The organism is Buchnera aphidicola (Aphis glycines), from assembly GCF_001280225.1.
In the GTDB taxonomy this organism is placed as follows: Bacteria; Pseudomonadota; Gammaproteobacteria; order Enterobacterales; family Enterobacteriaceae; genus Buchnera; species Buchnera aphidicola_E.
Window position 1 is genome coordinate 326,189 of the sequence record NZ_CP009253.1, and the last position, 18,835, is coordinate 345,023.

The 18,835-nt window shown below is 25.8% G+C and carries 15 protein-coding genes and 1 pseudogene; 9 read left to right on the top strand and 7 right to left on the bottom strand.

Annotated features, from left to right (window positions below; all coding sequences use genetic code 11):
- Positions 1–16: 16 nt before the first annotated feature.
- The 6 genes and pseudogenes from IX46_RS01500 (at position 17) to IX46_RS03255 (ending at position 7,852) form a co-directional block, all read left to right on the top strand.
- Entirely contained in the window at positions 17–760 is a 744-nt protein-coding gene (locus IX46_RS01500) for a Nif3-like dinuclear metal center hexameric protein (protein ID WP_053940257.1), read from the top strand.
- Between the two features lie 62 nt (positions 761–822).
- Complete coding sequence (locus IX46_RS01505) at positions 823–3,597, top strand: 2-oxoglutarate dehydrogenase E1 component (RefSeq protein ID WP_053940258.1); 2,775 nt, start codon at positions 823–825, stop codon at positions 3,595–3,597.
- A gap of 24 nt (positions 3,598–3,621) precedes the next feature.
- Positions 3,622–4,833 (top strand): dihydrolipoyllysine-residue succinyltransferase, encoded by a 1,212-nt coding sequence (gene sucB, locus IX46_RS01510; RefSeq protein ID WP_053940259.1) that lies wholly within the window; start codon positions 3,622–3,624, stop codon positions 4,831–4,833.
- Positions 4,834–5,070: 237 nt separating this feature from the next.
- Entirely contained in the window at positions 5,071–5,766 is a 696-nt protein-coding gene (gpmA, locus tag IX46_RS01515) for a 2,3-diphosphoglycerate-dependent phosphoglycerate mutase (RefSeq protein WP_053940260.1), read from the top strand.
- A gap of 239 nt (positions 5,767–6,005) precedes the next feature.
- On the top strand, positions 6,006–6,968 hold the full coding sequence (gene pfkA, locus IX46_RS01520) for a 6-phosphofructokinase (protein ID WP_053940261.1): 963 nt from the start codon (positions 6,006–6,008) through the stop codon (positions 6,966–6,968).
- Positions 6,969–7,065: 97 nt separating this feature from the next.
- A pseudogene (locus IX46_RS03255) lies at positions 7,066–7,852 on the top strand (aquaporin).
- 1 nt (position 7,853) lies between these two features.
- Here the strand turns inward: IX46_RS03255 and tpiA are convergent.
- From tpiA to serS, 7 genes are all read right to left on the bottom strand, one after another.
- Entirely contained in the window at positions 7,854–8,624 is a 771-nt protein-coding gene (gene tpiA / locus IX46_RS01530; protein ID WP_053940262.1) for a triose-phosphate isomerase, read from the bottom strand.
- A 103-nt stretch (positions 8,625–8,727) separates the two neighbouring features.
- Positions 8,728–9,036 (bottom strand): integration host factor subunit beta, encoded by a 309-nt coding sequence (gene ihfB / locus IX46_RS01535; protein WP_275226095.1) that lies wholly within the window; start codon positions 9,034–9,036, stop codon positions 8,728–8,730.
- Between the two features lie 55 nt (positions 9,037–9,091).
- Entirely contained in the window at positions 9,092–10,768 is a 1,677-nt protein-coding gene (gene rpsA / locus IX46_RS01540; RefSeq protein WP_053940264.1) for a 30S ribosomal protein S1, read from the bottom strand.
- 117 nt (positions 10,769–10,885) lie between these two features.
- Positions 10,886–11,533, bottom strand: a complete 648-nt coding sequence (gene cmk / locus IX46_RS01545; RefSeq protein WP_053940265.1) for a (d)CMP kinase — start codon at positions 11,531–11,533, stop codon at positions 10,886–10,888.
- 63 nt (positions 11,534–11,596) lie between these two features.
- A complete protein-coding gene (gene aroA, locus IX46_RS01550) occupies positions 11,597–12,880 on the bottom strand; it encodes a 3-phosphoshikimate 1-carboxyvinyltransferase (RefSeq protein ID WP_053940266.1) in 1,284 nt (427 codons plus the stop codon).
- Positions 12,881–12,919: 39 nt separating this feature from the next.
- On the bottom strand, positions 12,920–14,005 hold the full coding sequence (gene serC / locus IX46_RS01555; RefSeq protein WP_053940267.1) for a phosphoserine transaminase: 1,086 nt from the start codon (positions 14,003–14,005) through the stop codon (positions 12,920–12,922).
- 30 nt (positions 14,006–14,035) lie between these two features.
- A complete protein-coding gene (serS, locus tag IX46_RS01560; protein WP_053940268.1) occupies positions 14,036–15,319 on the bottom strand; it encodes a serine--tRNA ligase in 1,284 nt (427 codons plus the stop codon).
- Between the two features lie 261 nt (positions 15,320–15,580).
- Between serS and trxB the strand changes: the two genes are divergently transcribed.
- The 3 genes from trxB (at position 15,581) to aspS (ending at position 18,826) form a co-directional block, all read left to right on the top strand.
- Complete coding sequence (trxB, locus tag IX46_RS01565; RefSeq protein ID WP_053940269.1) at positions 15,581–16,540, top strand: thioredoxin-disulfide reductase; 960 nt, start codon at positions 15,581–15,583, stop codon at positions 16,538–16,540.
- Between the two features lie 105 nt (positions 16,541–16,645).
- Positions 16,646–16,864, top strand: a complete 219-nt coding sequence (infA, locus tag IX46_RS01570) for a translation initiation factor IF-1 (RefSeq protein ID WP_053940270.1) — start codon at positions 16,646–16,648, stop codon at positions 16,862–16,864.
- 201 nt (positions 16,865–17,065) lie between these two features.
- The gene (gene aspS / locus IX46_RS01575) at positions 17,066–18,826 is read left to right on the top strand and encodes an aspartate--tRNA ligase (RefSeq protein WP_053940271.1); all 1,761 of its coding nucleotides are present in this window, start codon (positions 17,066–17,068) and stop codon (positions 18,824–18,826) included.
- Positions 18,827–18,835 lie beyond the last annotated feature (9 nt).

An 18,835-nucleotide genomic window follows, 5' to 3' on the forward strand; every position in this document is an offset into this window, starting at 1 on the left:
GAAAAAATTAAACTATATGGAAAATTTTATTTTAGAAAAAATTATCAATAAAAAATTATTTAACAATTTTAATAAAGATATTGTATATAATGGGTTGCAAATAGAAGGCGAAAAAATAATTAATAAAATCGTTATAGGAGTTAGTATATGTCAAGATTTATTAGATTCAGCTTTATATTATAAAGCTAATACCATTATTGTTCATCATGGGTGCTTCTGGAATAAAGAAATTAACTACATTCATGGTATACAAAGAAATAGATTAAAAACTATACTTAGTCATAATATTAATTTATATAGCTGGCATTTACCATTAGATATCCATCCAGAATTGGGTAACAATGCGCAAATTGCCAAAAAATTAAATATTTTTGTTCAAGGTGAAATTTTACCTTATGTGTTATGGGGTATTTTAGAATCAAAAATAAATAGTTTAGATTTTGCAAAAAACATAGAAAAAATTTTTAAAAAAAAACCTATACATTTTTATCAAAATGCTCCAAATTATATTCAACGTATAGCTTGGTGTAGTGGAAAAGGACAGAGTTTCATTCAGCAAGCATATAAATTTGGAATAGATGCTTTTTTAACAGGCGAAGTTTCTGAGGAAACAATATATGTCGCTAAAGAGTTGGGAATTCATATTTTCGCTCTTGGGCATTACTGCAGCGAAAAAGATGGAATTCAATCGTTAGGAAAATGGTTGAATAAAAAATATAATTTAGATGTTATTTTTATTGATATTTATAATCCTGCATAATTGCTGAAAATATTATTGAAATTAAAACAAAACAATTTATTAAAAATTTTAAATAAAATATTATGAACGAAAACATGCTAAAAAAATTTTTTGATTCTTCTTGGTTATCTTCTAATAATAGACAATATATTGAGTTTATATACCAAGAATTTTTAAAAAATCCGTTATCTATTGATATTACGTGGAAAAAAAAATTTACAAATTTATCCATGGATATTGAAAATATTTCAAATAGTAATTATTTTTCTAATCTCGTTTTTGATCAAAAAGAACAAGCTAAAAAATTAATTAAAAAAAATAATGATTACTTAAATAATAAAATTAATCAAATGATTAATGCTTTTAAAAAAACAGGATATAAAAAATCTTTAATAGATCCTCTTCAGTTAAAAAAACAAAAAAAATATCCATGTTTAGAGCTTTCATTTTATCAATTTAATCAAGATGAGTTAGAAAAAATAATAGAGATTAATTTTCAAAAAAATCCTCGATATAAAATAAAAGTAGTAGATTTATATAATACATTAAACAATAAATATTGCAGTTCTATTGGTTTTGAATATATGTATATTGATGATATATATCAAAAAAAATGGATTACAGAATATATAGAATTATATTTCAAAGAAAATTTAATCTCAAAACAAAAGAAAATACAATTTTTAAAAGAAATAATTTATGCAGAAACTTTAGAAAAATATTTAGGAAAAAAATTTTCTGGTACAAAAAGATTTTCTTTAGAAGGTGCAGAAACACTTATTACGATTTTACATGAAATAATACGTTATGCGAAAAATAATGAGATTTTAGATATTATTATCGGTATGGCTCATAGAGGCAGATTAAATGTACTAGTAAATGTACTCAATAAAAATCCAAAAGTATTATTTGATGAATTTTCTGGTAACAACATATATACCAAGAAAAGTGGAGATGTTAAATATCATATGGGAGGTTATACACAAATCAAAAACAACGATCAAATAATTAATATAAAATTAGAATATAATCCATCACATTTAGAAATAATTAATCCAGTAATTCTTGGCTTAACACGAGCCTCTATAGATAAATCAATGAATTCAAATAATCAAGTTTTATCTATTAATATTCATGGGGACGCCTCAATTATTGGTCAAGGTGTGGTACAAGAAACATTAAATATGTCTCAAACCGAAGGTTATACAGTGGGTGGTACGGTTCACATTGTAATCAATAATCAAATTGGTTTCACTACCTCAAATCCTAAATATCTTCGATCTAGTAAATATTGTACGGACATTGGGAAGTTAATTCAAGCACCAATTTTTCATATAAATTCTGATGATGTAGAATCTGCAATTTTTGCTGTTCAGTTAGCACTAGATTTTAAAAAAAAATTTAATAAAGATGTTTTTATAGATTTAGTCTGTTATAGAAGACACGGTCATAATGAAGTAGACGATCCTTCTGTAACGCAACCTATTATGTACAAAAAAATCCAAAATCATCCTACTACAAAAGAAATATATTCTGATTCATTGATAAATCAAAAAATAATTAAAAAAAATGAAATTAATAAAATAATAGAAAAATATTCCAATAAGTTGGTTGAAGGAAGATCAATTTTTTGCAATAAAGAATATGTAAATATTCAATATAAAAATTTAGATTGTTTAAAAATAAAAAAAAGTTTAAAAAAATTAAATCTAAAATATATTCAAAAATTGTTATATGGTATCAACACTATTCCTCCGTCTATCAAAGTACATAAAAGGGTTAGAAAAATTTATCAAGATAGAATGGAAATAGCCAAAGGAAAAAAATTAATTGACTGGGGAACAGCAGAATCTTTAGCATATGCCACAATACTGAATGAAGGCATTTCATGTCGCCTTTCCGGCGAGGATATTAGAAGAGGAACATTTTTTCATCGACATGCTTGTATTCACGATCAGAATAACGAGTCTATTTATATACCATTACAGCATATTACAAACCATCAAGGGAAATTTGAAATTTGGGATTCTGTTTTATCAGAAGAAGCAGTATTAGCTTTTGAATATGGATACTCTTTACATCCTTCAAATGATTTAACTATTTGGGAAGCGCAATTTGGCGATTTTGTTAATGGAGCACAAGTAGTTATTGATCAATTCATTAGCTCTAGTGAGCAAAAATGGAATAAGTTATCCAATTTAATTATTCTTTTACCTCATGGTTATGAAGGTCAAGGTCCAGAACATTCATCGGGTAGAATTGAAAGATTTCTTCAACTTTGTGCACAAAATAATATGCAAATTTGTATTCCTACTTCATCCTCGCAAATATTTCATTTATTAAGAAGACAAATTTTTAAAGGTATCTATAAACCATTAATTGTTTTTACTCCTAAGTCTCTACTACGAAATCCATTGGCTTGTTCTTCTCTAGAAAATTTAATTAATGATGATTTTATAACAGTGATAGATGAATTTAATAATGATTTTAAACAGATTAAATGTGTTATTTTTTGCTCTGGAAAAATATATTATGATCTTTTAAACTACAGTAATAAAAATAAGATTATAAGTGTTGTGATAATTCGCATTGAACAATTATATCCATTCCCAATGATTGAAATGTTAAATATATTAAAAAAATATTTTTATGTGAAAAATTTTGTTTGGTGCCAAGAAGAGCCCTTGAACCAAGGAGTGTGGTTTTATATAAAGAATTATTTACATAATCTTCTACCATGTTCTTCTCAGCTAAACTATATTAGCCGTCCCTCTTCTGCATCTCCAGCAACAGGTCATATTGCTCTACATAAGAAGGAACAAGAAAAATTAATATACAATGCATTCAATTTCGCATAAAAACTTAAATAATAGGATTAAAAAATGAATATAATTAATATTCTTGTTCCAGATCTGCCAGATTCTGTAAGCGATGCAGTCATAGTAAAATGGCATAAAAAATCAGGAGAAATAGTATATTGTGATGAAAATATAGTTGATATTGAAACAGATAAAATAATGTTAGAGATATCTGCTCCATGTAACGGAAGATTAAATGTTATTTTAAAAGAAAAAGGATCAATTGTTAAATCAAATCAAATAATAGGCAATATAAATAAATTAAATGATACTGAAAAAAAAAAAATTAATTCAGTAATAGAAGAAAAACATATTTCTATAAAAAAGGTTGAGACTTCTCATAATAATCATATTAACTATAATGAAAATAAATTTTTCAACAATTTTTTAACACCTTCTGCTAGACGTTTTGTTAAAAGCAATAATATTGATAAAGATGCAATTACATCTAGTAAATTAAACTATACACTTAGAAAACAAGATATTGAAAAAAATATTCAAGAGAAATCTAAATTACACAATATTAATAACAAATCAAGTCATACATATCGCGTAAAAATGACTCGATTACGTCAAAAAATAGCTGAAAGATTATTACAAACAAAAAATAATACAGCTATGCTTACTACTTTTAATGAAGTAAATATGCAGCCAATTATTTCTTTGCGAAGTAAGTATAATAAATCTTTTGAAAGAAAATATAATGTTCGCCTAGGATTTATGTCTTTTTTCGTAAAAGCAGTGGTAGAAGCATTAAAAATATTTCCTGAAATAAATGCTACTATTGATAAAACAGATATTGTCTTTTACAAAAATTTTGATATTAGTATTGCTGTTTCAACACCAAGAGGCTTGATAACTCCGGTGTTAAGAGATGTTGATAAAATGTCAATGGCAGATATAGAAAAACAAATAAAAGAATTTTGCATAAAAAGCTTAGAAAACAAAATAAAACTAGAAGAATTAATTGGTGGAAATTTTACTATAACTAATGGAGGAATTTTTGGATCTTTAATGTCGACACCTATAATAAATCCACCTCAAACTGCTATATTAGGCATGCATGCTATTAAAGATCGTCCAATGGCAGTAGATAAAGAAATTAAAATCCTTCCAATGATGTATTTAGCATTGTCTTATGATCATCGTTTAATTGATGGAAAAGAATCTGTTAGTTTTTTAAACACTATAAAAAATATATTAGAAGATTTTAATCGTATTTTAATTAACATTTAAAAACAAATTTAAATAATTTTTTCATGTATATTAAAAGTACAGTATTTATAGATAATAATCTGTACTTTTATTAATATATGTATAAATTATATTGAATTTTACATATAATCTTCAACATTGTAATATCATAACCGTATGTATAACAACATTTTATTCTAAAGAAATAATGACAGAATATAAAAAATTGATTAAAATATTTTCAAAAAATGTATATCTCACTTACATAATATCGAGAATATAATTATGAATAAAGTAGTGTTGATTAGACATGGTGAAAGTCAGTGGAACCAGCTAAACAAATTCACTGGATGGCATGATGTAGAGCTGAGTCAAAATGGAAAACATGAAGCTAAAAATACAGGTTTGCTATTAAAAAAAGAAAAATTTTTTTTTGATTACTCGCATACTTCTATGTTAAAAAGGGCAATATATACATTACAATATATTTTAAAAGAATTAAACCAACCTTGGTTATCAGTACAAAAATCATGGCGTTTAAATGAAAGACACTACGGTGCGTTAGAAGGATATAATAAAGATGAAATAATTAAAAAATATGGACATGAACAAGTTCTTTTATGGCGGCGTAGCTTTAATATCTGCCCTCCCATGATTAATATAGAAGATAAACGATTTCCAGGTTATGATATACGTTACTCTAATATTGATGTGAATAAACTTCCTAAAGGGGAAAGTTTAGAATTAACTATACAAAGAGTCATTCCTTATTGGAAAAAATTTATTTATCCGCAATTAAAACAAAGAAAAAAAATACTCATTGTAGCACATGGAAATTCGTTACGAGCATTAATGCAATATTTAAATAAAATTGATACAGAAAAAATCATAGAATTAGAAATTCCAACCGCAGTTCCAATTATTTTAGAATTCAATGAAAAACAAATTCCTATTAAATGGTATTATTTAAAATAAATTATTTAGACATATTTTCTATTTAAAATCAATATATATTAGTATTTTATCGCTCATTTCAATAAGGGCAGGTACAATTTTGATAAGATATACGTATTTTAATTATATAATTATAGCGAGTTAAAATTTTTTATTTTTTTAATTCCAATATAAAATTTACATCTAATTAACAATATAAAAGCATATTTTGTATTAAAGATAGAAAATAATTTTTTATAGTAGTTAAAAACGAGATAATCATGATTAAAAGAATTGGAGTATTAACCAGCGGTGGAGATGCTCCTGGAATGAATGCCGCAATTAGGGGAGTAGTCAGAACAGCACTTAGTGAAAAATTAGAAGTATTTGGAGTTTACGACGGGTATCTAGGATTGTATCAAAATCGAATAATTAAATTAGATAGATATAGCGTATCAGATATGATTAATAAAGGTGGAACATTTCTTGGTTCTGCTAGATTTCCTGATTTTTGTAAAAATAAAATAAGAAATATTGCGATCAATAATCTTAAACAAAGGAAAATAGATGCACTTATTGTTATTGGTGGAGATGGATCTTATATAGGTGCGCAAAAGCTTACAAAAATGGGTCTGCCATGCATTAGTATCCCTGGAACTATAGATAATGATGTAGCAGGAACTGATTATACCATTGGTTATTTTACTGCTTTAGAAACAGTTGTTGAAGCCATTGATAGATTGAGAGATACTTCGTCTTCTCATCAACGTATTTCTATTGTAGAAGTTATGGGAAGATCTTGTGGTGATTTAACTTTATCCGCTGCGATTGCAGGCGGGTGTGAGTTTATTGTTCTTCCTGAAAGTAAATATACTAAAGAAGAGCTAGTTTTAGAAATAAAAGCAGGCATTAAAAAGGGAAAAAAACACGCAATAGTTGCAATTACAGAATATATATGTGATGTAGAGGATTTAGCTAAATATATTGAAAATGAAACTAAACGTGAAACACGAGCTACTATATTAGGTCATATTCAAAGAGGAGGAGCTCCGGTTGCATACGATCGTATACTTGCTTCTAGGATGGGCGCTTATTCTGTAGAGCTTTTAATTAAAGGTTATCAAGGTAAATGTGTCGGTGTTCAAAATGAAAAGATGGTTTTTAATGACATAACAAATGCTTTAAAAAATATGAAACATTCTTTTAAAAAAGATTGGTTAATTACTGCTAAAAAACTTTATTAATGCAAAATTAGTGCCGGTTTTCCCGGCGCTCTAAATTTTCATTAAATTATTTAATTATAAAATAATTTTACAATAAAATTGTATAGGTCTTTGAGAAATGAATATATGTAGTAGAAAAAATATATTTCAACAATGTATTTTTGAGTTTTTAGGAACAGGTTTGATAATATTTTTTGGAACAGGATTTCTAACGGCGTCAAAACTAACAAATTTTTATCTTAGTCAATATGAAATGAGTTTTATTTGGGGTTGCGCAGTATCTTTTTCGATTTATTTGAGTATTGCAATATCTGGAGCTCATTTAAATCCAGCTATTACGATTTGTTTTTGGTTGTTCTATAAATTTAATAAACAAAAAGTATTACCATATATTATCTCACAAATTTCTGGTACTTTTTTTTTTAATGTTAATATATTATATATATCACAAAATATTTATATTGTTCGAAAGACAACATCATATTGTTCGAGGAACTCAAGAGAGCCTTCAATTAGCTTCAATTTTTTGCGTTTATCCTCAAAAAAATTGTATATTTATACGTGAATTTACAATGAATATAATCATTGCGATAATTTTTATTATTATACTTATGAAAATTAATGATAAAAAATTGTTTTTTGTTATTAAATCAAAATTTCATCCATGCTTAATAGGAATATTAATTGCAATTATTAATATATCTTTAGGTTCTAAAAATAATATTACTTTAAATCCAGCGCATGATTTAGGTGCTAGAATATTTTTAAGCTTAATAGGATGGGGTAAAGTAGCTTTTACTGGTTCAAACAATAGTTATTTTCCATATTTTTTAATACCTATAATTTCATCTATATTTGGTATTAATTTAGGCGGATGGATATATAAAAAATTTATAAAAAATTAAATTATTTGCATAAAATTTCATTTGACACTTTAATAATTTCTAAAAATTCTTTGCAATCTAAAGAAGCACTACCAACGAGTAATCCATCAATACTAGATTTTTCAAGAAAACTTTTAGCATTTTTAGCATTAATAGAACCACCGTATTGAATAATTATTTCTTCTAAATTATTCGAACTATATTGATTAATATAGTCTTTTATAAATTGATGTATTGATTCTACATATTCAGGATCTGCTGATAAACCTGTGCCAATAGCCCAAATAGGTTCATATGCTATTATTGAATTTACAAATGCTTTTTCACCAAAAAATTCAAAGATGATATCTAATTGATTTTTTATAATTTCTTCAGTTTTATTGTTTCTTTTTTCATCTTCACTTTCTCCGATACATAAAATAGGAATTAAATATGAGTTTTTAATTAAACCAAATTTTTTTGCAATTAATTTATTATTCTCATTATGAAATAAACGTCTTTCGGAATGACCAACAATAACATATTTTACACCAATATCTTTTAGCATTAATATAGATGTTTCTCCTGTAAAAGCACCTTGCTTATGTATATCTACATCTTGCGCACCAAGAAAAATATTTAAATTATTTATTTTTTTATATATTCTCTCAAGATATATTGTTGGAGGTGCAATTATAACAGTATTATATTTTAAATAAGATGATATATTTAATTGTAAATTTTTTAAAAAAATAGAAATATTTTTGATATTACTATTAAGTTTCCAATTTGCTATAATAATTTTCTTTTTCATTTTAATTTTCTTTAATAATATTTTAATAAAATAGTTCAATATAGAAACTAAGCTTTTTATTAAATATATTTACTTAGTTTCTAGAATAGAATTTTAAGATATGTTATTTGTATATGTTAGCTCGATCACGCAATTGTTTCCCTGCTTTAAAGTAAGGTACATATTTTGCACTCAACTCGACTAATTCTCCAGTTTTAGGGTTTCGACCTATACGAGCATCTCGATAATGCAATGAAAAACTTCCAAATCCTCGAATTTCAATTCGTTTTCCATTAGCTAATGCAAGAGACATATATTCTAAAAGTTCTTTTATAGCAAGCTCTATTGTTTGATTTTCAATATGAATTTTTTTTTTAGCAATTTTCTCGAACAATTCTGACTTTGTCATATATCCTCTATTTGAAAAATTCATTTGCTTTAAACAGTTTTAACAATAAATATAAAAAATATCGTTCATTTTTATATAATTATTCAGTATTTTGAGCGGCTTTAAAAGCTTCTGCCATTACATTAGAAAACCTTTCATCTTTTTGTTTGTTGTTTAATTTATTTTTTATATCTTTTTTATCATTATTTTCATTTATAACATGAATATTTAAATTAATACTCCTATTTTTTCGATCAAAACTAGAGATTTTTACTGAAATATTATCATTAATTTTAAACATTGTTATAAATTTTTCATATTCTATAGAGGCATCAGAAAATTTGATATTTCCATCTATACCTTCTGATAAATTAATAATAACTTGTTTATTATCAAAAGATTTAATCTTACCAAAAATTATAGTATTTTTTTTGTAATTTGAAATATAAGTATTAAAAGGATCTTCTTCTAATTGTTTTATACCTAATGATATACGCTCTCTTTCTGCATCCACTTGCAATACTACTGCTGAAATTTCATCGCCTTTTTTATAATTTTTAACTGCTTCTTCACCACTAATTTTCCAAGAGATATCAGACAAATGAACTAACCCATCAATACCTCCTTTTAAGCCGATAAAAATACCGAAATCTGTAATAGATTTAATTTTTCCCGCAACATGCATTCCTTTTTTATGCGTTTCAGAAAATTCTTGCCATGGATTAATTTTGCACTGTTTTAATCCAAGTGAAATACGACGACGATCTTCATCGATATCTAAAACAATAACATCTACTATGTCATTAACAGCTACTACTTTAGTAGGATGAATATTTTTGTTAGTCCAATCCATTTCTGAAACATGAACTAACCCTTCTACCCCTTCTTCAATTTCAACAAAGCAACCATAATCTGTAAGATTAGTTACACGGCCACTTAATTTAATTCCTTCAGGATAACGTTTTGAAATCGCTATCCATGGGTCTTCTCCTAATTGTTTCAACCCCAGAGATACACGTGTTTTTTCTTTATCAAATTTAAGAATTTTAACATTGATTTCATCACCAACATTAACTATCTCACTAGGATGCTTGACTCTCTTCCAAGCCATATCTGTAATATGTAATAATCCGTCTACACCACCTAAATCTACAAATGCTCCATAATCTGTAAGATTTTTTACAATTCCTTTAATTTTTATACCTTCTTGTAAATTGGAAAGCAATTGATTTCTTTCAGCGCTATTTTCTGATTCAATAACAGCTCTACGCGAAACAACTACATTATTTCTTTTTTGATCTAACTTTATTACTTTAAATTCCAACTCTTTACCTTCAAGATGAATGGTTTCTCTAATAGGTCGAATATCAACTAAAGAACCAGGCAAAAATGCACGTATTTCGTTTAGTTCAACAGTAAATCCACCTTTCACTTTTCCATTAATTATACCAGTTACTGTTTTTGATGTTTCATGTGCTTGTTCTAAAACTAACCATGCTTCATGTCTTTTTGCTTTTTCACGCGATAAAAGTGTCTCTCCAAATCCATCTTCAATAGCGTCTAAAGCAACATCAACATAATCACCAACTTTTACATCAATCAATCCCTGAGAATTTTTAAACTGCTCCAATGGAATTGCAGATTCAGATTTAAGACCAGCGTCGACTAAAATTATATCTTTTTCTATAGAAACAATAACCCCCCGAATAATAGAACCGGGACGTGTTTTGATTTCTTTTAGTGATTCTTCGAATAATTGAGCAAAAGATTCATTCATATTAATAATATTAATCAATTTTCATTAATGTTCATTTTAACTTCATGCTAAAATGAGCTTGTTTTATATATCTTATAACAATCCTTGTTATAGGAATGGAAATTTTAAATTTTTATATTATATATTTATTTTTTTTTTGATTTCTTTCATGGAGCGTTCGATTACTTCAGAAAGTGTCATATTAGTAGAATCTAATATTATAGCATCTTTTGACGGGTATAAAGGAGAAATTAATCGATTTTGATCGCGTTCATCGCGAATTTTTAATTGTTCAAGTGATTTTTTATAATTAGTACATAATCCCATATTTTTAAATTCTTTCATTCTTCTATCAACGCGAGTAGATAAATTAGCTTTTAAAAAAAATTTAATAATAGCATCAGGGAATACTACAGTTCCCATATCTCTACCTTCTGCTATTAAACCAGGTTTTTTTCGAAAACATCTTTGCTTATAAAGTAAAATTTTTCGAGTTTCAGAAAAAGTAGCTAACTTAGACGCAGTTTCTCCAACTATTTGTAATTGACTTATTTGAGAAATTTTATTTTTTTTTAATAAAGAAAAATCTAAATTTTTTAAAAAAGCAATTATATTTTTTTCAAAAATAGGAATACTACTTTCTAAGATTAAAATTGCTAATAATCTGTATATTAAACCAGATTCTAAAACATACCAATTCAATTTTTTTGCTACTATATTGCATACAGTAGTTTTTCCAGAGGCACTTGGTCCGTCAATTGTAATTACAGGGATATTATTATTCATATTTTTATTATAAAATGTTTCCAACAAAAAAATTGCTTTTTAAAACGTTAAAATATTATTAAATTAATTTTTACAAATAGTTGAAAAATCTTCAAAATATGTTGGATATGTTTTTACTACACAATTAGGGTTGACGATTTTCACACCTACATTAGATAAGCATAAAAGCGAAAAACACATTGCCATGCGATGGTCATCGTATGTATTTATTTTAGCTAATTTAAATTGATTTGGAGGAGTAATAGATAAGAAATCTTTTCCCTCTTTAACAATTGCGCCAATTTTTTTTAATTCACGTGTCATAGCAGATAATCTATCTGTTTCTTTAACTCTCCAATTATATATATTTCGAATAATAGTAGTTCCATTAGAAAACAAAGCTACTATAGCAATAGTCATAGCTGCATCAGGAATATGATTCATGTCTAAATCTATTGCAGTTAATTTATTACGCGTAGAAATGATAAAAGAATCACTCCAACTGATAATTGCTCCCATCTTTTCAAGAATATCTGCAAATTTTATATCACCTTGAATGCTTTTTTTACCGATTCCCAGAACTTTAACTGATCCTCCTTTAATTGCAGAAGCCGCAAGAAAATATGAAGCTGAAGAAGCGTCTCCTTCAATCGTATAATCCCCTGGTGTTTTATATTCTTGATTTCCTGAAATATAAAAAACAGAATAATCTTGATGCTTAATATTTATACCAAATAATTTTATTAAGTTTATTGTAATATCTATATAGGGTTTAGATACTAAATCACCTTTTATTAATATAGTTGTATCTTTCAATGCTAGTGGAGCTATTATTAACAATGATGTTAAAAATTGACTGGAAATACTTCCATTTAAAGTAATTAAACCACCTTTAAAACCGCCTGTAGTTAAGATTGGAGGATATCCTGGGTGATTTTTATATTCAATAATAGCACCTCCTTGCTGTAAAGCCTGAACAAGATGTTTGATAGGTCTTGCGTTCATTCTATTATTTCCAGTTAACAAAACATTGTTTGTATATAAAGAAAAAACAGAAAGAAGCGGTCTAATAGCAGTACCTGCATTACCTAAAAACAATGATATAGGATTTGAAACTTGAAATTTTGTACTGTTTCCTTCAATATGACAAGTTTTATTTTGATTCGATAGCGAATAACAAATTCCAATTTTTTTTAAAGCACTAAGCATATGCCGAGTATCTTCACTGTCTAATAAATTATTAAGAATAGTGGTTCCGCTAGCTAATGCTGATAATAACAGAGCTCTATTTGAAATACTTTTTGACCCGGGCACATGAATCACACCATTGATATAAGATACTGGGTTTAACCTTAAAATTTTCTGCATCACACATTAACACTCTTTATTGTAGAAATAAATAATATTTTATCCATATTTTCGTTCAAAAAATAACATAAATTTTGCTAATTTTTTTACACCTTTAAGAGGCATAGCATTATAAATTGAAGCTCGTATACCACCAACTATTAAATGACCTTTCAGAGCATATAAACCATTTTTTTTTGACTCTTCTAAAAATATTTTATCTAATTCCGAATCAAATAAATGAAAAACAACATTCATCTCAGATCTATTTTTTTTATCAATATTATTAATGTAAAATTTACTATTATCAATCACTTGATATAATAAATCTGATTTTTCTTTATTTAATTGTGCAATTTTTTTAATTCCACCTTTCTTTTTCAGCCATTTAAAAACTAATCCTGATAAATACCACGAAAATGTTGGTGGTGTATTAAACATAGAATTATATTTATAAAGGATATTGTAGTCAAAAACAGATGGGCATACTTTAGAAGCATATCCTATTAGATCTTCTCTAATAATAATAATTGTAATTCCTGAAGGACCAATATTTTTTTGAGAACTTGCATAAATAATACCATATTTTTCAATGTCAATTGGTCGAGATAAAATAAATGATGAAAAATCTCCAATAACTATTTTATTATGGAAATCTGGTTCTTCATATAAAGATAATCCATCTATAGTTTCATTAGGACAATAATGAATATATGCAGAAAAATCACTAATATTCCATTGTGAGGGTTTTAAAAGATAAGTCTGATTATTCTTTTTTTTTCTAATTAATATATTTTTAGGATTACAATATTTTTTTGATTCTAACAATGCACAATTAGACCAATACCCACTATTAATATAATCAGCGTTAGAAAAATTTTTTATTAAATTCATAGGAATAGCTGAAAATTGGCCTCTAGCTCCACCTTGACAAAATAATATTCTATAATTATCAGATATATTTAATAGATCTCTTAAATCTTTTTCTGCTTCCATAATAACTTGATAAAACTCTTGAGTACGATGACTAATTTCCATAATAGAACATCTTAAATTGTTCCAATTTTTTAATTCTTCTTGGGCTTTGCAAAGAACATCTTTAGGAAGCATAGCGGGTCCAGCGCTAAAATTATAAATTGAATTCATTATCTCACCAACAATTAATATTAAATACAATTAATTTATGAATTTCATATTTTTCATATATTTAGTTTGCAATATTTTAGGAACTTTCACTCGACCATCTTCTTGTTGGTAATTTTCTAATATCGCTGCTAACGTTCTACCTACAGCTAAACCAGAACCATTTAATGTATGCACAAAATTGCTATTTTTTTCGAATCTTTTTCTATATCTAGTATGCATACGGCGAGCTTGAAAATCGCCCATATTTGAACAAGATGAAATTTCTCTATATTTATTCTGCGCAGGAAACCATACTTCTAAATCATATGTTTTAGTTGCAGAAAAACTCATTTCTCCTCCACATAATAAAACTTTTCTATATGGTAATTCTAATGATTGTAAAATTTTTTCTGCATGATTAGTTAAAATTTCCAATGTTTTCATAGATGACTCTGGTTTCACAATTTGCACAAGTTCTACTTTATCAAATTGATGTAAACGAATTAAACCTTTACTATCACGTCCGTAAGAAGAAGACTCTGATCTAAAACAGGGTGTATGAGCAGTTAACATAATAGGTAAATCTTTTTCATCTAATATTTCATTTCTAAATAAATTAGTTAAAGGAACTTCTGCAGTAGGTATTAGCATATATTTTTTTTTATTCATACTACTAATATGAAATAAATCATCACTAAATTTAGGTAATTGACCTGTACCATATAAAGCATCGTGATTGACTAAGTAAGGTACATATGTTTCTATATAACCATGTTCAGTCGTATGAAAATCTAGCATAAATTGACTTAATGCTCTATATAAAAGCGCAATGTTTCCTTTCATAACAACGAACCTTGAACCTGATATTTTAACTGCAGATTTCCAATCTATTTGATTAATTTTTTCACCTATTTTTACATGATCTTGAATAGGAAAATTATATTTTCTTTTCTCACCCCAGTATTTTATTTTTTTATTGTGATGTGATTCAGTTCCTTCTGGAACATCTTCAGAGGGTATATTAGGTATAGAAATAGAAAAATTATAAATCTTTTCTTTTAAAAGATTTAATTGATTTTTTAATATATTTAAATTTTTAATAGATTGAAAAATTTTATTCTTTAAATCTTCATTACTTTCTTTTAAAATTTTTGATTTTTTGAATAAATCCGATAATAGTTTATGTTGATATTGTAAATTTTCAGTTTCAACTTGCAATATTTTTCTTTCATTTTCCATTTTAGATATAGACGATACATCTAATTGAAAGCCTTTTTTTAACAATTTTTTTTCCACTACAGACAATTCTTTTCGCAATAAATAAGGATTTAACATAATTTTATATCTTTTAAAAATAATTAAAATTTTTATTTTTTTTAAATAGTAGATTATATTTTATAATTAACGATTTAATTACATTAATCAAACAAATATTTAAAATTTTATGTTCAAAATTTTATTTTATAACTAAATCGTAATAATATTAAAATGAAATAATAAAATTTTTGATAAATTTTGTATAATAATTGATAAAATTAAAAAATAATTACATTAATAAATTTAATATTTTTGATTTTAATCGTAATAAGGCATAACATGAAAACTAACAAACATACTAAAGTAATTATTTTAGGTTCAGGTCCAGCTGGATATACCGCTGCTATATATGCAGCACGAGCAAATTTGAAACCTTTACTAATTACCGGAGATAACAAAGGAGGTCAATTAATGAATACTAATGAGATTGAAAATTGGCCCGGAGACAAAAATCAAATTACTGGTGCAGAACTAATGCATCGCATGTATGAACATGCAAAAAAATATCAAACAGAAATTATATCTGACAAAATTACTACAGTAAAATTTAAAAAAAAACCATTTTTTTTGTTAGGTGAAAAAAATGAATATACAGCTGATTCAGTAATTATTGCTACTGGTTCCAATCCTCGTTATTTAGGATTAAATTCAGAAAAAGAATTTAAAGGAAAAGGTGTTTCTACTTGTGCGATATGTGACGGATTTTTTTATAAAAACAAAGAAATAGCAGTAGTTGGAGGAGGAAACACAGCTATAGAAGAAACATTATATTTATCAAATTTCGCAAAAAAAATACATTTAATACATCGAAGAAAGAATTTTAAAGCTGAACAAATATTAATTAATCGATTACTAAAACTAGTAAAAAATAAAAAAGTTATACTTCATTTAAATTACACTATACAAGAGATATTAGGAAATAATTTAGGTGTTACACATTTAATTATACGTAATTTTCGATCAATCAAAACAATGCAAAAACAAATAATTATATCTGGACTATTTGTTGCAATAGGGCATGTTCCAAATACAGATATTTTTATAAATGAATTAGAAACAGAAAATGGATATATTAAAATTAAAATAGAAAAACATGGAAATTATACACAAACAAGTATCCCAGGTGTTTTTGCAGCAGGCGATGTTGCAGATCATGTATATAAACAAGCAATTACATCTGCTGCTAGTGGATGTATGGCGGCAATAGATAGCGAACGTTACTTGAGTTCTTATATTTAAAAATTAGATTTTTTGTCTCATAAAAAACATACTAGTCAAAATGACTAGTATCAGTTATAATTAAAATATAAAATTTTTTATAATTTATTATTTTAGAGAAAAATAATGCCTAAAGAAGATAACATTGAAATGCAGGGAATAGTTATAGATACATTACCAAATACAATGTTTCGTGTGGAATTAGAAAATAAACATATTATTACTGCTCATATTTCAGGTAAAATGCGTAAAAATTATATTAGAATACTAACAGGTGACAAGGTTACTATTGAATTAACACCATATGATCTAACAAAGGGTAGAATAATTTTTAGAAGTCGTTAACTTATAAAATTTTAATAATAATTTAATAATTTTCACAAAAGTAAATTTTTAAAATAAACTACTTTATTAAACATCATGATAATTAAATTCTTCTAATTAATTTTTTCAATTATTTTTTTTAAAACTAATTTCATAAAAAATTACAAATAAAAACTATATTTTAATAAGATATCATTAAAAATAAATTTTGACAGAGAATTTATGCGCACTAAATATTGTGGAAATATTCGAATAATTGATATAAATAAATCTATCATTTTGTCTGGTTGGGTGAACAAAATAAGAAATTTTGGTCAATTTATTTTTGTAGATATGAGGGATTACACAGGCATTGTTCAAGTAATTTTTGAATTAAATAATTATTCTGTTTTTAAAAAAGCATCAATTTTAAAAAATGAATCATGCGTTCAAATTCACGGTATTGTACGGGAAAGAAATATTAAAAATAAAAATTTAAAATTAAGTACTGGAGAGATAGAAATATTAGCTAATAAAATAAATATTTTTAATATTTCGGATCCGCTTCCATTAGATTATTTAAATAATAACAGTGATGATTTAAAATTAAAATACCGTTATTTAGATCTTCGAAAATTTACTTTAATTGAAAATTTAAAAGTTAGAAACCAGGTCACTTGCTTAATAAGAAATTTTATGAATAAAAAAAATTTCTTAGATATTGAAACACCATTTTTGACAAAATCTACCCCTGAAGGAGCTAGAGATTATCTAATTCCAAGTAGAAACTATCCAGGAAAATTTTACGCTTTACCACAATCACCGCAATTATTTAAACAATTATTAATGATTTCTGGAGTTGATAAATATTATCAAATAGTTAAATGTTTTCGAGACGAAGATCTAAGATCTGATCGACAACCTGAATTCACGCAAATTGATATTGAAGTTGCATTTATGAGTAGTAAAAAAATTCGAAGTATTGTAGAACAATTAATAAAAAAAATTTGGTTGAAAATACTAAACTATAATTTAAATAAATTTCCTATACTATCTTTTAATGAAGCGATAAAACGATACGGATCAGACAAACCCGATTTACGTAATCCTATGGAAATAATTGATATATTAAATATTTTTAATAAAAAAAATTTTTTTGATTTTTTTAGAATTAATTCAGAAAGAAAAAACAGAATCGGTTTATTATGCTTTCCATTAGGTGAAAAAATCAGTCAAAAAAAAATTGAAAAATATTGTAGTTACGTCAATCAATTTGGTGCAAAAAAATTATTTTATATAAAAATTAAAAAATATGAAATTGGATTATCAGGTATTCAAAGTTCAATAAAAAGTATTTTAAATGAAAAAATATTAAATAAAATTATAAGCCAAGTGGGGGCTAAAAATGGAGATATTTTATTTATTATAGCGGATATAGAAACAATTGTAAATAAATCATTAGGAATGTTACGTATAAAATTAGGCGATGATTTTAAAATTTTTGAAAAAAATATTTGGAAACCATTGTGGGTAATAAATTTTCCTATGTTTAAAAAAGATAAATATGGAAATTTTTCCTCTGTTCATCATCCTTTTACTGCATATAAAAAAAATCATGAAAAAAAATTTTTCAATAATTTAGAAAATTCTGTATCAGATAGTTATGATTTAATAATCAATGGATATGAAATTGGTGGTGGATCAGTTAGAATTCACAATGCAAAAATGCAAAAAAAAGTTTTTGATATTATTGGGTTAGATAAAAAAGATCAAAAAGAAAAGTTTGGATTTTTAATAGAAGCGTTACAATATGGAGCCCCACCTCATGCAGGAATAGCTTTAGGATTGGATAGAATAATAATGTTATTAAGACAAACAAATAATATCAGAGATGTCATTGCTTTTCCCAAAACAACATCAGCTTCATGTCTTATGACAAAGGCTCCAAGCCAAGTGAAAGATCAGGATTTAAACGATCTAGGTATAAATATTTCTATAGAATAAATATTAAAA

Bases quoted from the DNA above. Each gene is read 5' to 3' on its own strand.
- infA (WP_053940270.1), top strand. From the start codon at position 16,646: ATGCCTAAAGAAGATAACATTGAAATGCAGGGAATAGTTATAGATACA.
- serS (WP_053940268.1), bottom strand. From the start codon at position 15,319: ATGTTAAATCCTTATTTATTGCGAAAAGAATTGTCTGTAGTGGAAAAA.
- ihfB (WP_275226095.1), bottom strand. From the start codon at position 9,036: ATGAATTTTTCAAATAGAGGATATATGACAAAGTCAGAATTGTTCGAG.
- rpsA (WP_053940264.1), bottom strand. From the start codon at position 10,768: ATGAATGAATCTTTTGCTCAATTATTCGAAGAATCACTAAAAGAAATC.
- sucB (WP_053940259.1), top strand. From the start codon at position 3,622: ATGAATATAATTAATATTCTTGTTCCAGATCTGCCAGATTCTGTAAGC.
- aroA (WP_053940266.1), bottom strand. From the start codon at position 12,880: ATGCAGAAAATTTTAAGGTTAAACCCAGTATCTTATATCAATGGTGTG.
- IX46_RS01505 (WP_053940258.1), top strand. From the start codon at position 823: ATGAACGAAAACATGCTAAAAAAATTTTTTGATTCTTCTTGGTTATCT.
- cmk (WP_053940265.1), bottom strand. From the start codon at position 11,533: ATGAATAATAATATCCCTGTAATTACAATTGACGGACCAAGTGCCTCT.
- pfkA (WP_053940261.1), top strand. From the start codon at position 6,006: ATGATTAAAAGAATTGGAGTATTAACCAGCGGTGGAGATGCTCCTGGA.
- trxB (WP_053940269.1), top strand. From the start codon at position 15,581: ATGAAAACTAACAAACATACTAAAGTAATTATTTTAGGTTCAGGTCCA.
- serC (WP_053940267.1), bottom strand. From the start codon at position 14,005: ATGAATTCAATTTATAATTTTAGCGCTGGACCCGCTATGCTTCCTAAA.
- IX46_RS01500 (WP_053940257.1), top strand. From the start codon at position 17: ATGGAAAATTTTATTTTAGAAAAAATTATCAATAAAAAATTATTTAAC.
- tpiA (WP_053940262.1), bottom strand. From the start codon at position 8,624: ATGAAAAAGAAAATTATTATAGCAAATTGGAAACTTAATAGTAATATC.
- aspS (WP_053940271.1), top strand. From the start codon at position 17,066: ATGCGCACTAAATATTGTGGAAATATTCGAATAATTGATATAAATAAA.